This window comes from Pseudomonas sp. 51_B (assembly GCF_017491595.1).
GTDB classification, from domain to species: domain Bacteria; phylum Pseudomonadota; class Gammaproteobacteria; order Pseudomonadales; family Pseudomonadaceae; genus Aquipseudomonas; species Aquipseudomonas promysalinigenes.
Genome location: NZ_JAFGYW010000002.1, coordinates 423,595 through 438,464, shown reverse-complemented (window position 1 = coordinate 438,464; position 14,870 = coordinate 423,595). Strand labels below are relative to the sequence as shown.

Genomic DNA, 14,870 nt, shown 5'->3' with positions numbered 1-14,870 from the left:
TTATAGGTTCGGGCTGTCACGGTTTAGGGCGGCATTGTAGCGGTGAAATGCCTGCCTGACACCTTCGGGTGCCAGGAGGTGCATCGGCCGTTGTGACGCATTTAGCGGGGAAGGGCGCCGGCGCTCAGCTCAAAGTCGGCGCAGGCCCGCTGGGAGATTCCAGATTTTCAGCAAGACGGTTTGGCACCTTTGCTGATGCGTTCGCTATGGTTTTTCATCAGGGCGAACGCCGCGTGGGCGAGTTTCTGGCGAGGATTACCAGCGCTTGGATCGTTGCCTTTTCACTGTTTCGCTACCGCTCGTTGTCCCTCTTTCCCGCGCGTGACTTGCTGGCTGCCGTCCCCTTTTTGCTGGGCGGCTGAATAGAACACGGGTAATTATCCCTACAGAACTTTTCTAAAATTCTTGGAGTTGCCAGCGTGAATAGCGCAGAGGGAAATCAAGATTGAGATAGTGAATGCGTACCATTGGGCTGTAATCAAACTAAATGTTTCTGGTTTTTATTGTAGGATGCTTCCGAAATTTTTAGGTTGTATGGATTTCACGTAGAGTTTGTGCATCTGTGGCATTTTTTATCGACTTGGGCGTGTATTGATCTAGATCAATGCGCTGTCGGTTGCGGTCATTGGTATTTTGTGAAAAAGCGCGGTTGGTCTGACAGCAAAAAAGTCCGGTTCCTTCACTCCAAAGCCAGCTTTTGTAGGACGTTTCCTAGTTTTCCTTGAGGGGTGGCGGAACACATAAAAGTCGTTCAAATTTACTAAGGAAATATTTCGGGATGCCGGAAGTCGAGGCGTCATTGCTGAGTTGAGTCCTGTTTTATCAGGTGCATGAACTTGACTCGGGGCATCTATGTCGGGTACTGGTTTGGGGGGAATCATGGCTTCAAATAGCTTTCAGAATGAAGTGCCCAAGGCACGCGTCAATATCAAACTGGACCTGCATACGGGTGGCGCTCAGCGTAAGGTGGAGCTTCCGCTCAAGCTACTGCTGATGGGGGACTATAGCAACGGCAAAGAGCAACGCCCGCTGTCAGAGCGTCCGAAGGTAAATATCAACAAGAATAATTTTGACAGTGTGCTGTCAGAGCTTTCTCCGAGTCTCAAGCTAATCGTTGAAGATACGCTATCGGGGGGCGGAAGTGAGGCGCCGGTCGAGCTGAACTTCAAGCGCATGAAGGACTTCGAGCCAGAGCAGGTTGCGCGGCAGATGCCGCAACTGCGTGCACTGTTGGCTATGCGGAATTTACTGCGCGAGTTGAAGGCCAACTTGTTGGATAACGCAACGTTCCGTATAGAGCTGGAGCGGATACTCAAAGACGAAGTGCTGAGTGACGAGCTGCGTGAGGAACTGGCGGCCCTGCCACCTCAAAACGATCGCTAGAAATCCATCCAATCGATTGACGGGAAGCTAATAATGTCCGAAGAACAATCTTCTGCGCAATCGCGTGGCGCCATCGTGCAGGTGGAAGAAAGCCAGAGCGTTTATCATGCGCTGTTCGAAAGAATAAATCTTGAGCCACTTGATCAAATGGGAGGCATTGAAGCGTTCCAAAGTGTCGAGGCGCTATCGGATGCGACGCCTAATGAGCGCGTTACTGCATCTGTCAGCGTTTTCCTCGATCGGCTCAAGCGTGTCTCTCCGAAGGTGGAGCGGCTGGATAGAGCGCTGCTGGATGAACACATTGCCTTGATTGATGCCCAGATCAGCAGTCAGTTGGACGCAGTCATGCATCACCCGGATTTCCAGCGGGTCGAATCCATCTGGCGTGGAGCGAAGTCGTTGATCGATCAGACGGATTTTCGTCAAAACGTCCGGGTCGAGCTGCTGGATATCAGTAAGCAGGATTTAGCGCAGGACTTTGAGGACGCACCGGAGATCGCTCAAAGCGGTATGTATCTGCATACCTATACCCAGGAGTACGACACGCCCGGCGGTGAGCCCATCGCGGCGGCGGTTTCGAACTACGAGTTTGGGCGCGGGCCGCAAGACATAGCGCTGTTGCGGAATATTTCGAAGGTGGCTGCCGCAGCCCATATGCCTTTCTTGTGCTCAGTGGGTGCTGCGTTCTTCGGGAAGAACACCATGGAGGAAGTGGCTGCTATCAAGGATATCGGCAACTACATGGATCGTGCGGAGTACATCAAATGGCACGCGTTCGCTCAGAGCGATGACGCTCGTTATGTGGGCGCAACAATGCCAAGCACCCTGGGTCGTCTACCTTACGGGCCTGACACCAATCCGGTTCGGCTGTTCAATTATGTAGAGCGCGTCAAGGGGCCGGACCATAGCAAATATTTGTGGGTAAGCTCGACATTCGCGTTCGCGGCGAACATGGTTAAAAGCTTTATCGCCAATGGTTGGTGTGTACAAATTCGAGGTCCGCAGTCAGGAGGAGCGGTCACAAACCTGCCGATCCATTTGTACGACATGGGGACAGGCAGTCAAGTCAAGATTCCCTCGGAAGTGATGATTCCAGAAACACGCGAATTCGAGTTCGCCAATTTGGGCTTGATTCCGCTCTCCTATTATAAGAATCGTGATTACGCCTGCTTCTTCTCGGCCAATTCGGCCCACAAGCCCGCTATTTATGATACTGCAGAGGCCACGGCGAATAGTCGCATCAACGCGCGGTTGCCCTATGTGTTTCTGCTTTCTCGCATTGCGCACTATTTGAAGCTGATTCAGCGCGAGAACATCGGTACAACCAAAGACCGTCGCCTGTTGGAGTTGGAGCTCAATAGGTGGATAAGCGGCCTGGTCACCGAAATGACCGATCCAGGAGATGACCTGCAGGCCTCTCACCCATTGAGGGAAGCAAAAGTGGTTGTCGAAGACATTGACGACAATCCAGGCTTCTTCAGGGTCAAGTTGTTTGCTGTGCCGCATTTCCAGGTTGAGGGCATGGACATCAACTTGTCATTGGTTTCGCAGATGCCAAAAGCCAAATCTTAAGTGCGGCCTCAGGAGTACATGACGTGAAAATCGACCGGCCTTTGTGGGCGTCGGGCGTGGTGTTATCTGCCCAGCAGTTTCAGCAGCAGGCCCGCTTCGAGTCCTGGACTAATCAAAGTATTGCCTCGCGGGTCTTGGTCCATCCTTGGGGTGTCCAGTGTGTAGCGTTTGATGCGGATGCACTGCAGTTGGGCAAATTTATGGCCACCCGGCTTAAGTTGTGCTTCCCCGATGGGACTTTGATTGACACGGATCGGTTGGATCGACTTCCTGGTGCTCTTGAGCTGTCTCGGGTATTGCCCGGTGATATCCAAACCGCCACGGTGGTGCTCGCTTTGCCGCTTGAACAGGCCAATGGCAACAACTGCCTGTTCGAAGACGGCAGAGCTGAGCGCCCCGTCAGGTACCGCCAAGTCTGGCGAGATACTCAAGATCTCTACTCAGACGAAATGCAGTCAATCAGCGTGCTCGAACATGCGTTGAGCCTGCGTCTGGATGCTGACGATAACTCAGATTACCTCACGTGCCCGGTGGCTCGCTTGGTGCGCGTCGGCGCAGAAAGCTGGGATCTCGATGAAAGCTACATTCCGCCCCTGCTGAGGTTTGATGCGCATGCTGGGTTGCTACTGCAACTCGAAAACTTGCTGACGCAGCTGTCCGCCAAACGTGAGCGGCTGATGGGGATGCGCCGGGAGAGCAATCAGCGCATGGCGGATTTTGCTGTAGCGGATGTCACGTTGTTCTGGTTACTCCATTCGTTGAATACCTATCAGCCTGTGTTGGCTGACCTTAAAGCTTATCCTGCGCGGCACCCGGAGCAGGTATATCAGCAGTTGATAAAGCTCGCAGGTGGCCTGCTCACCTTCTCGTTGGACCAGGGCATCGAGGATATCCCTGCCTACCAGCATGAAGATCTTGAGGCCGTTTTCCCTCCATTGATGCGCACCCTTTCCACGTTGCTGGAGGCAAGCCTGCCGTCGCGCGTTCTGGCGCTGGTGCTGGAGGCGCGTAGTGCCAACCGTTGGCAGGTTCCCCTCGGCGACCCACGCCTGCTCGAACCTGAAGGGGCTGATTTCTACCTATCTGTTCGCTGCCGGCTTCCAGCAGTTCAAGTACAGAGCCAGTTTCCTCGACTGTGCAAGATTGGCTCCCCTGACGATGTGGACCATCTTGTCAATGCGGCCCTCGATGGCGTTCCTCTGAAGCCTTTGAGTCACGTCCCGGCAGCGATACCGCTACGCCTGGAGAATCAGTACTTTGCCCTCGACCTCAGTCATGAAAAAGGCCGCGCCATGTTGGCCGACGGGGTCTGTGCGCTCTATGTCCCGAGTGTGTTTCAGGAGGTCAAGCTCGAACTGTTCGCGGTGCTTCGCTCATGAACCGTACGGCACAGAAGAGCATTCCAGCCAAGGTGGATATCGACGCGTTGCTGCAGGACACCTATCTGCTGGTCGTCGAACTGCGACACGGTACCGACGCGCACAGTAGTCCGCAGCTTTGGTCACGCTGCGTTGCTGATGTAGAGCATGTGCGCGACACGCTTCATGAGGATGGGCTGGATGGTCGTAGCATCGACCTGATCAGTCATGCGCAATGTGCATTGCTGGATGAAACGGTTCTCGCTTGCGCCGAAGGTCGGGCTCATGAGGACTGGGCGATGGAAACACTGCAGGCAAAGTTTTTCAGTAGCCATCAAGCAGGTGAGTCGCTCTACGAAGATATGCGCACTGTGCTGCGTGAAGCCTCCGTGCACCCTTACGTGCTCACTGTCTTCCAGCGGGTGCTGATGCTTGGCTTCCTGGGGCGCTACCGAGAGGTCAATCACCCGGAGCGGCAGCAGTTGTTGGCTGCAATATCCGCACAGGTGGCGCCTCTGGATACAAGCCAGTCGCTGGTCATCCAGGTAGGCAATGGCCCACGGATACCGATGTGGGGGTGGTTACAGTCGCCTTTGCTCCACGTCGTGCTGGCGGCAGTCCTGCTGGTGGGCGCTTGGTGGTGGCTAGATCATGCGCTAGGTCAGGCAGTGGCCTCACTTTTGCGGGTGCACGAATGAGCGTCGTGCCACAGATACAGAAGCAAGGGCTTTGGCTATGGGCCGGCGCTTTGTCCTTGCTGCTGATTGCCACGTTGCCGTTGGCTATCGAGGGGCAGGCAGTAGCTGTTCTGGTGGTTGTTGCCGTGATGATGATGCACTGGCGCCGCAGCCAGCATGCTGGCGATAAAAGTACACAGATGCAGCGGGTTAGTGGTATCACCCTCCCTGTCGCGTCCTACCGTCATCCCGTTGTTCTGGTGGTCGGCGATTGCCTGGCTGAGCTGTTTGAAACCTCGCCTACTGAGCCATTGATGCTGCGGGCAACAGCGCAGGGGTGCTATGTACCAGTACCCGACCTTCTGCAGTTGCCCATAACGGTCGCTGATCTGTTGTTGGAGCGTCCAGAGTGGGACGGGCAGCTTAGTGTGATGTGGGTTGTAAATCCGAAAGCCCACACTGATCGCGCAGTGCTAACGAACCAGCTGCGCAGCGTATGCAACCAGATTGCGATGTTGGGAAGGCGAGGCACACCGCTGTCGCTGCTGATTGTGGGCTATTTCCACAGCGCAAGCGGAGTTACCCCCTGGTTCAGTTGGGAGCCTGATGAGTCGGGTGTGCGAGTGCGAGATTCGGGGGAGTGCCTGATTCTCTCCGAATGGCAGCGAAGGAACACGGATCAGGGGGAAGAAGCCGCGCGGATGCGAGCGACGGTGCAGTTGAATGCTGCAGTGGGTTGGCTGAATGAGGTGTGCTCGCCGGGAATAAGCGTACGCGGTCCCCGTCAGAGGATGGTAACGGCTGTCGCCGTTGCGGTTGCACTCATACCTGAGGCAGGCCGATCTCGAGAAGGCAACCTGTGGCACCGTTGGTTGCAGGAGCGTACCGGGCTCGCTCTCATTTGCAGTGGAGCTGATCGTAGAACTGGGCCGTTACCGTTTCCGGACCCTTTGCTCCACTTGTTGCCCGGTAGGGCTCTGAACAATCGGCGAAGCCGGGCAGTGCTGATTGGAATTTGGTTGTTTGCATTGACAGCCTCCATCGCACTGATCAGCTCTGCCCGGCAGAACACACTGCTGATACGGCAGGTTACCGATGACTTGCGACGCTATAGCACTGCTTCGCTGAGTACTGAAACGGACAGAATCTCGCTACGCCAGGAGGCACTGCTTGCGCTTCGCCAGGATGCGCAGCGCCTGGATCACTACTATCGCCAAGGCGAGCCGTGGTCACTGGGTATCGGGCTGTATCAGGGCGAAAGACTGCGACTGCCATTGTTGGCTGCGATCGACGGCCACCGTATCCCGACATTGCCTCAGGGTATACCCGACAAGCCTCGTACCATTCGCCTGGACAGCCTGTCGCTATTCAACAGTGGCAGCGCACAACTCAAGCCAGCGTCGACCAAGTTCCTGGTGAATGCGTTGGCGGGCATCAAGGCCAAGCCAGGCTGGTTGATCGTGATCACGGGCCATACCGATGCCACAGGTAGCGACGAACAGAATCTGCGCTTGTCGCGAGCACGTGCGGCGGCGGTGCATGACTGGATCCAACGCATGGGTGACATCCCCGGCAACTGCTTCGCAGTACAGGGCTTGGGGGCGGCTGAGCCCATTGCAAGCAATGACACGCAACAAGGACGGTCGGCCAATCGCCGAGTTGAAATTCGCCTGGTACCGGAGGTGGGGGCTTGTCAGCCCTCGGCTACGGCCTCAGGGCTGCAACCCCTGTCGCACTCTGCGACGCCCAATAGTTGAAATGAGGAACTTGTAAATGGCTATTCCTATTTATCTGTGGCTGAAAGACGATGGCGGTGCTGATATCAAAGGCTCTGTCAACGTACAAGATCGCGAAGGCAGCATTGAGGTGGTCGCCCAGGATCACAAACTCTACATTCCTACAGATAACAATACTGGCAAGTTAACCGGCACACGTATTCATACACCTTTTATTTTCACTAAGGAGTTAGACGCGTCCAGTACTTACCTCTACAAGGCTGTGGCGACTGGGCAGACGCTGAAAGAGGCCGAGTTCAAATGGTACAAAATCAACGATGCCGGGCAGGAAGTTGAGTATTTCAACCTAACGTTAGAAAACGTCAAGGTCGTGACAGTCGAACTAAAAATGCATGACGTCAAAGACCCAGCGAAAGAAAAACACAACCATCTGGAATTGGTCGAGCTGCGATACGAAAGGATTACGTGGGCATACAAGGACGGAAACATCATTCATTCGGATTCGTGGAATGAACGACCTAGTGCTGCCGCCGCTGGATGATACGTGGTCGTCAGCCTTGGCCGGCTGACGGTCTTCCAGTGTCTTGGGTTGAGCGTCCGTGCGCGGGCGTTCAGCCAAATACACCTCCGATATACAGACACGGTCGAATGCGTGGCGCCACGTTGACCATTGACGACAAGGATGCCCTGTATGGCACACGATCCTACTCGCTTGCTTCGCCGCCTCAATTCATATTGCACTCAAGCACTCACGGCGGCGGCATCTCTTTGCCAGGTTCGAGGGCACAGTCATATCACTATTGAACATTGGCTGTTAAAGCTCTTTGAACAGGGTGAAGGTGATCTGGTGATAATCGCCCGCCGATACGACTGGGACGTCGACGCCCTGTGGCAGGGGGTGCTTGAACACTTCGATACTTTGCCGCGCAACCTATTCAGCAAACCTCAACTGAGCCGCGAGCTGCAGCAACTGATCACAAATGCCTGGCTTCTGGCATCGCTGGATCGCGACTGTGAGCAATTGCGATCTGTTCACTTGCTGGGTGCATTATTTGAAACACCAAGCTTGCTCAAGTGTTCAGCCGCTTGGCCTCTATCGAGCATCGGTCCAACGCAATTGAAGCAAATGGAAGCGCTGCTTGAATTCGATTCGGAAGAAGGTCAACCGGAGCATTCATCACTGTTCAAGCCCCAGGTGTCCGGAGAGGCCAAGGCAGCAGTCGCCTTGAGGGATGACGAAGCGTTGGTCGCTCTCTTGGACCAGTTTAGCCATGACGTCACCGCCAAGGCAGCAGCGGGGCAGATTGATCCGGTGTTCGGCCGTGACGATGAAATTCGCCAAGTGGTCGATGTACTGAGCCGTCGGCGCAAGAACAACCCTATTCTGGTGGGCGACCCAGGCGTTGGAAAAACAGCCTTGGTCGAAGGGCTTGCTCTACGCATCGCCAACGCAGACGTCCCTGATAGTTTGAAACCGGTGAGCATCCGAACGCTGGATTTGGGGTTGCTGCAGGCAGGTGCTGGGGTCAAAGGCGAGTTCGAGCAACGGCTGAAAAACGTCATCGATGCCGTGCAGCGATCAGAGACACCGGTGCTGTTGTTCATTGACGAAGCACATACCTTGATCGGCGCTGGCAACCAGGCAGGGGCAGCAGATGCCGCGAATCTGTTGAAGCCCGCCTTGGCGCGTGGGGAGCTGCGCACCATCGCTGCCACGACCTGGAGTGAATACAAACAGTACTTCGAGCGCGATGCGGCGCTCGAACGGCGCTTCCAGATGATCAAGGTCGATGAGCCGGATGATGCCACTGCTTGCTTGATGCTCCGAGGGCTCAAGGCCCGCTATGCCAGCTACCACGGCGTCCACGTTCAGGACGCCGCAGTGCAGGCAGCCGTCAGTTTGTCCAGGCGCTTTCTGACTGGGCGTCGTTTGCCCGATAAAGCCGTAGACCTGATTGACACTGCATGCGCGCGTGTTCGCATGAGTTTGGATTGCGAGCCTCATGCTCTTGTCCTTCTGAAGTCTCAGCAGGCGGCGCTGACCGCAGAGCGACTGGCGCTCGAAGAGGATGCCCAGCTTACCGGCGATGCATGTGAGCCTCGTCTTGAGAAGATCAAGGCGCAACTGGCTCAACTTGATAGTCAGCAGTCCACGTTGGAGCTGCAGTACCAGCAAGAGCTCGACGTCACCCTCCAGCTGCTCAATGCTCGTCAGGCCGAGCAGGTCGACACAGCCGCCTGTACTCAGCTTCATCAAGACCTCAGCCACGTGCAGGGGAGCCGACCACTTTTGTCGCTCGACGTAGGTGCCCGCAGTGTGGCTGAGGTGATCGCGGACTGGACGGGCGTACCTCTTGGCAACTTGCTGAAGGACGAACAGGCAAGCTTGTTGAACCTGGAAAATCAGTTGGCCGAGCGTGTAGTGGGTCAAGAGCCAGCCCTGCTTGCACTCGCCCAACGGCTACGTGCCGCTCGAACGGGCCTCACCGACGACAAGGCTCCGATGGGCGTCTTCCTGTTGGTGGGCACCAGCGGCATCGGCAAGACGGAGACGGCGCATGCATTGGCCCATACTCTGTTCGGTGGCGAAAAGTCGTTGATCACGCTGAACATGTCCGAGTATCAGGAGGCGCACACCGTCAGCCAACTCAAGGGCTCTCCGCCTGGTTATGTGGGTTACGGCCAGGGGGGTGTACTCACCGAGGCCGTGCGTCAACGCCCGTATAGCGTCGTGTTGCTGGATGAAGTCGAGAAGGCCCACCGCGATGTGGTCAACCTGTTCTATCAGGTGTTCGACCGCGGCTTTATGCGCGATGGCGAAGGCAGGGAGATCGATTTTCGCAACACCGTCATCCTCATGACTTCTAACCTGGGCAGTGACCTGCTGCAAGGCTGTATCGAGCAGCAGCCAGACGCTTCGCAAGCGACACTGCATGAACTGTTGCGCCCAGTGTTACGCGAGCATTTCCAGCCTGCGTTGCTGGCGCGTTTCCAGACGTTGATCTTCCGGCCACTGGGAGCTGATGCGCTCAAGCGCATTGTTGCGATCAAGCTCGATCAAGTCGCCAGGCGCCTGTTACGGCATTACGGCCTGCAATGTGAAATCGAGGACTCGCTTTATGAAGCGCTGGTCGCCGCCTGCCTTCTGCCGGATACCGGTGCCCGCAACATCGATAGCTTGCTGAACCAGCAGATTCTGCCGGTGCTCAGCCAGCAGATGCTGCAGCGTCAGGCCCTTGGCCAGCCGATTCAATCCGTGACGCTTGGGTATTGCGAAGATGCTGGGATCAGCTTGAGCTTTTCGGATGAACACGATCCAGCGCTGCTGGCTGTCGAGAGGGCCTGAACATGGCAACTCCGATAGTTGGCTCCATCCATAATCATTACCAGCTTGAAGTCGAGGGGCTTGCCGTTGAACTCGACGTGCTTTCGTTCCAAGGCGAGGAGTGGCTGAGCCAACCGTTCAAGTACACCGTTGCGTTTACCTCCATGGAGCAGGATATCGACGCTGCGCAGATCCTTGGGAAGGATGCCAGCTTCCATCTGGGCGCTTCACGACTGACCGCGCAGCTTCCGATCCCGCAGGGGGGAGCACGCACACTGCACGGCGTCATTACGGGGTTCAAGCGCGTGTCCGGCTCCAGGGATGAAGCCCGCTACGAGGTAACGCTCGAAGCGCGGCTAGCATTGCTCGGGCGTGGCAAGCAGTACCGGATCTACCAACATCAGTCGGTACCGGAAATCGTCGAAAGCATCTTGCGTAGTCGCCACCGGTTCGAAGGGCAGCACTTTTCGTTTGACCAGCTACGCGAATACCCCAAGCGCGAGCAGGTCATGCAGTACGGGGAGAGCGATCTCGCCTTCATCAGCCGTCTGCTGGCGGAGGTCGGCATCTGGTATCGCTTCACCCACGATGATCGCCTGTCCATTGATGTGGTCGAGTTTCATGACCATCAACGTCATTACCAGTTCGGCGTAAAACTGCCGCATCGCCCCCTGTCGGGATTGAGCAGTAACGGGCAGGAAGGCGTATGGGCATTGCAGGTTCAGCATCAAGTGGTGGAGCAACATATCAATGTGCGTGCCTACCACCACCGGGATGCGGCTGCCTTTCTGGACGGCGAGGTGGATCACAGCCGGGGGGCAACCCCCACTTACGGCGAAGGCTATCACTACGGCGAACCCTATACCGCGCTGGGTGACGCCATTGACCAGGACGAGGAGCTGCTCAGCGAAAGTGGCTACTTTTATGCCCGCCTGAATCATGAACGCTTTCTCAATGATCAGACACGTTGCAACGGCATCAGCAGCAGCGTGACCCTGGCTCCGGGCCAAGTGTTGACGGTCTTCGATGGGGCGCCTCTGGTTTTCGAGCCTGGGGTCGTCATCACGCATCTGACCGTTGAGGCGGCACGCGACCGTAGTTTGGAAGTTGTGTTTGACGCGATTCCATACTCGGAGGCGATATGCTTTCGACCGACATTGTTGGACAAGCCGCAGATCGCTGGCACGGTGCCGGCGCGGGTCACCAGTACTCAGCAGAATGATCCTTACGGCCATATCGATATGGAGGGGCGCTACCGGGTCAACTTCCTGTTCGACCGGGACACCTGGCGAGCGGGCGAGGAGAGTGTCTGGCTACGACTGGCACGCCCCTACGCCGGTGACACCCATGGCCTGCACCTGCCGCTGATCTGCGGTACTGAAGTGGCGGTGGCGTTCGAGCAAGGTGATCCAGACCGGCCCTACATCGCCCATGCCTTGCACGACAGTGAACATCCCGACCACGTGACGCTGCGTAACTACAAACGCAATGTGCTGCGAACGCCGGCCAACAACAAGTTGCGCATGGATGACACCCGCGGGCAGGAGCACGTCAAGCTCAGCACCGAGCACAGTGGCAAGACTCAACTAAATCTCGGGCATCTGGTCGATGCCGAGCGCCGGCCTCGCGGGGAGGGCGCGGAACTGCGCACCGATGGGCATGCCGCGATCCGTGGTGGCAGTGGCATTTTCATTAGTGCTGATGCTCAGCCTCAAGCCCAAGGGACAATGCTGGAGATGGGAGCAGCGTTGGCTCAGCTCAATAACGCTCTGGCATTGGTGAACGCACTGGCGCAAAGCGCAGCTGTGTCGGGAGCATTACCAGCTGATAATCAGGCCCAACAGAGCCTACGTGAGGCTTTGGCGCGGCTCAAAGATGCGGGACTCCTTGCCTCGGCACCTGCCGGGATAGCTATGGTTACACCTGCAAACATCCAACTATCGGCAGAAAACTCTATTACAGCTACGGCTGGTGATAGTGCTGACTTCAGCTTATTCAAACGTTTTAGCGTGGCCGCAGGTGAGGCAATCAGTCTGTTCGCCCAAAAGTTAGGGCTCAAATTAATTGCGGCTCGTGGCCCTGTGGACATTCAGGCACAAAGCGATGCGATGACGCTACAAGCAGACAAGGAACTTGCTTTAAATAGCAGCAATGGCGAGATCGTGCTCAATGCCCAACACGGCATCACTCTGGTTAGCAGAGGTGCCTATATCAAGATAAAAGACGGATCTGTTGAGATCGGTGCCCCGGGTGAACTGCATATCAAGAATGACAATATCGCTTGGGGAGGCACTGCCTCATTGGAGAAGGCCCTGGCACCGATGATTCTGGAAGATCCTGTTTACAGCAATCCCATGCAAGGTGGCTTTCAAGTTAGAGATAAAGTCAGTGACAAGCCAAAACCTTACGTACGGTATCGAATTGAAGCTGCCGATGGCAGCGTGCTGAGAGGCGTGACAGATGGGAATGGTTATACACAATCCCACTATGGAATGGATCTTCAAAGCATAAAGTTATTCTTTGAGTAACTTCGGAGTGATAGGAAATGGGCGGAGCGGATATCCCAGTAGCAGAGGGCAGGGTTTGCAAAAATAAACCCGTTGTAGTGGCTCATCATCAATCGATACAGTGTTATTTTTGTCCGGAAACCGAAGAGTTGGTTTTTATTGCTGACAGTGAGGCTGCAGAGTTTGAAGCGCATTGGAAGGAAATGCAGCAGTGCGTAACTGATTTTCACCAGGAAAAAATTAATTACTCCGCTGCAATTGAAAAATATGGAATTGCTGCAGAAACCACAGCAGCGCCTGATGCGTCATTTCATGACGCTGTAGTGCGAGCTGAGGAAAATTTGGAATTGAAGCGAGAAAAGTTAAAAGAAAAAATTGGTGAGTTTTCTACCCAGGACATGAAATATGATGACGTTGTGGAGCTTATTCCTGTTAGTGGTCAGTCTGCTAAAAGAAAAGCTGGTGAAAAACGAGCGCCTGTAGTTTATGTAAAAAAAGGTTACTACAGTAAAGGCAAGGAGGGGAGAAAACTCCATACTGTGTCGTTGAAAAGTGGTGACAAAAAAGGCGGCGCTGAAAGTATCTTTGAGCGACGCAGTGATGGAAAAATTCGACGCATAGACGACAAGAAGCTTAAGAGGCAACTTGCCGGATTGGATTGGCCAAAAATAAAATTTGATCTAAAGGATGTTGTTAAATGGGCAGGCCTTGGTTTTGATCCTGAGGCGCTGAATATGGATTGTTCACTTTTTGACTGGGCAGATAGCTGGAACGCTGCCGCACAAGGTGAGGCAACGTGGGGGGATCATATTGATTTTGAGGGCGGAGCACAGTTTATGCGCTTTGTTTCCAATTTCGGCGCTAATGTTGAAATTGATCCACGTACGCAACAATTCTCCATCAAAGCAGAGGGGGGCGGCAGCTTAACTGCGGCTGCCGGCATAGCGTCCTTTTCATTTTACGCCCCGGATCGCATCGGATGGAGGCTTGCAGTTAATGCCTCTGATGAGAACGAGGTCCCGTTTGATTTAGGGATGATTCGCCTAAGTTTGAACGTTCGCTTGGCCGCATTTATTGGAGCGACGCTTCAGGTGGAGGCTCAATTCCAGGTGGTCAGGAGTGGTGACCAGCAAACCGTCATGGGCCAACCTGGTCGTTTGAGACCTTTCAGTGAAAGAAAAAGCAAAGCTTACGATTTTCATAAGCAGATGAGCAGTGAAGATGAAGGGATAAAACTTTCGGCAGAAGCTTTTGCGGGTGCGAGGGCGGAAGGAGCACTGACGGGATCACTGCAATGGTTGAAGCCGACAGCGGCAGGGGAAACAAATGGCGGCATATTGGAGACTACTGGAAAGTACGTCGATTTTTGTAAAATAGGACCCAGTATTGCAGGGTTGGCGGGGGTGGGTGCCGGCTTAAGTTTTCATTGCACTTTTATTAATGGGAAGTTTTGTTTTCATTTTGCAGCCTCTCTATGCAAAGGTGCGGGTGCCAAAGGTGGCTTTATTTGTGAGGTGAATGGTAATGCCTTTTTGGAGTTTGGTGATTGGTTGATTTATCAACTGAATGAAAGGAGTTATGGTTTTTTTAGAGTTATGGATAAGGTCGCATTTGATGTGTATACGAAGTGTTGTGTTATGCAAATGGAGGTCGTTGAAGCTAATGTATATGAGTATTACTCATTCGCAAAAGATGCGATTGAAAGAATTACAGATGATTTCACAAAGCAGGTTGACGAATTGGCTGGTGAGACGAAGAGGAGTATTAATGCTTCGAAGCGACGGAATCAGTTAGCTAAAAATGTTATCACCCGGCAGTTAGATCTGTTGCGCTACACACCTGAAGCTAAGGGTATATTGCTTTACCTGCTAACGCGTCATGGTAAGTGGGATAGTATGGATCCAGGAAACATGGGGTTTCTCGATCGCTACGGCGAACGAAAAGAGGCGGTGCTTTGTGTGCTTAGAAGTATTCAGTGTAAACCAGAGTGGCGTAAAGTATTGTCTCGTGTTAGTGCGGATGGGATTGGCCCATCAGAGGGGGGATACGATGAGTTGGACGCCGTCGATCGGCATGAGCGAAGCTTGATAGACTTTCTTAAGTTAGGGAAGGATCGAGATGGAGAATTCTATGAAATAAAATATAAGCGAAGCGAATTGGCCATTATTTATGATCGCTTGAAGGAGTTCAGTTCCTCTGGTTACGCGCTCGCTATGAATGATACGGTCTATTATAAGCTAAGCGTTGGTCGTAATCCGAATTACCCGCGACGCTGCAAGTTTGGTCCTTGTGGTGCGGATATTGTTTGATTG

Annotated in this window: 10 protein-coding genes; all 10 read left to right on the top strand. The window is 54.4% G+C overall.

Annotation, left to right across the window (positions count from 1 at the left end; all coding sequences use genetic code 11):
* The first annotated feature begins 92 nt into the window (after positions 1-92).
* The 10 genes from J5M56_RS05065 to J5M56_RS05020 all read left to right on the top strand — a co-directional run bounded on the left by J5M56_RS05065 (position 93) and on the right by J5M56_RS05020 (position 14,867).
* Complete coding sequence (locus tag J5M56_RS05065; protein ID WP_207870111.1) at positions 93-362, top strand: hypothetical protein; 270 nt, start codon at positions 93-95, stop codon at positions 360-362.
* 517 nt (positions 363-879) lie between these two features.
* Positions 880-1,383: a type VI secretion system contractile sheath small subunit gene (gene tssB, locus J5M56_RS05060; RefSeq protein WP_207870109.1), complete on the top strand. Its 504-nt coding sequence runs from the start codon at positions 880-882 to the stop codon at positions 1,381-1,383.
* A gap of 33 nt (positions 1,384-1,416) precedes the next feature.
* The gene (gene tssC / locus J5M56_RS05055; RefSeq protein WP_186477187.1) at positions 1,417-2,955 is read left to right on the top strand and encodes a type VI secretion system contractile sheath large subunit; all 1,539 of its coding nucleotides are present in this window, start codon (positions 1,417-1,419) and stop codon (positions 2,953-2,955) included.
* Positions 2,956-2,978: 23 nt separating this feature from the next.
* Entirely contained in the window at positions 2,979-4,334 is a 1,356-nt protein-coding gene (gene tssK, locus J5M56_RS05050) for a type VI secretion system baseplate subunit TssK (protein ID WP_207870106.1), read from the top strand.
* Positions 4,331-5,011 carry a type VI secretion system protein TssL, short form gene (tssL, locus tag J5M56_RS05045; RefSeq protein ID WP_207870102.1) on the top strand — a complete coding sequence of 227 codons (681 nt, stop codon included), beginning with the start codon at positions 4,331-4,333 and terminating at the stop codon, positions 5,009-5,011. Before tssK ends, tssL begins: the two co-directional genes overlap by 4 nt.
* A gap of 1,007 nt (positions 5,012-6,018) precedes the next feature.
* Positions 6,019-6,747: an OmpA family protein gene (locus J5M56_RS26705; protein WP_243430504.1), complete on the top strand. Its 729-nt coding sequence runs from the start codon at positions 6,019-6,021 to the stop codon at positions 6,745-6,747.
* 16 nt (positions 6,748-6,763) lie between these two features.
* On the top strand, positions 6,764-7,267 hold the full coding sequence (locus J5M56_RS05035; protein ID WP_186477191.1) for an Hcp family type VI secretion system effector: 504 nt from the start codon (positions 6,764-6,766) through the stop codon (positions 7,265-7,267).
* Between the two features lie 150 nt (positions 7,268-7,417).
* On the top strand, positions 7,418-10,072 hold the full coding sequence (gene tssH / locus J5M56_RS05030) for a type VI secretion system ATPase TssH (RefSeq protein ID WP_207870100.1): 2,655 nt from the start codon (positions 7,418-7,420) through the stop codon (positions 10,070-10,072).
* A 2-nt stretch (positions 10,073-10,074) separates the two neighbouring features.
* Positions 10,075-12,579 (top strand): type VI secretion system tip protein VgrG, encoded by a 2,505-nt coding sequence (vgrG, locus tag J5M56_RS05025; RefSeq protein WP_207870091.1) that lies wholly within the window; start codon positions 10,075-10,077, stop codon positions 12,577-12,579.
* A gap of 17 nt (positions 12,580-12,596) precedes the next feature.
* Positions 12,597-14,867, top strand: coding sequence for a hypothetical protein (locus J5M56_RS05020; protein ID WP_207870089.1), 2,271 nt, complete (start codon positions 12,597-12,599; stop codon positions 14,865-14,867).
* The last annotated feature ends 3 nt before the right edge of the window (positions 14,868-14,870 follow it).

Excerpts from the sequence above, each read along its gene's own strand:
- J5M56_RS05020 (WP_207870089.1), top strand. The coding sequence starts at position 12,597 with ATGGGCGGAGCGGATATCCCAGTAGCAGAGGGCAGGGTTTGCAAAAAT.
- tssC (WP_186477187.1), top strand. The coding sequence starts at position 1,417 with ATGTCCGAAGAACAATCTTCTGCGCAATCGCGTGGCGCCATCGTGCAG.
- tssB (WP_207870109.1), top strand. The coding sequence starts at position 880 with ATGGCTTCAAATAGCTTTCAGAATGAAGTGCCCAAGGCACGCGTCAAT.
- tssH (WP_207870100.1), top strand. The coding sequence starts at position 7,418 with ATGGCACACGATCCTACTCGCTTGCTTCGCCGCCTCAATTCATATTGC.
- vgrG (WP_207870091.1), top strand. The coding sequence starts at position 10,075 with ATGGCAACTCCGATAGTTGGCTCCATCCATAATCATTACCAGCTTGAA.
- J5M56_RS05035 (WP_186477191.1), top strand. The coding sequence starts at position 6,764 with ATGGCTATTCCTATTTATCTGTGGCTGAAAGACGATGGCGGTGCTGAT.
- tssL (WP_207870102.1), top strand. The coding sequence starts at position 4,331 with ATGAACCGTACGGCACAGAAGAGCATTCCAGCCAAGGTGGATATCGAC.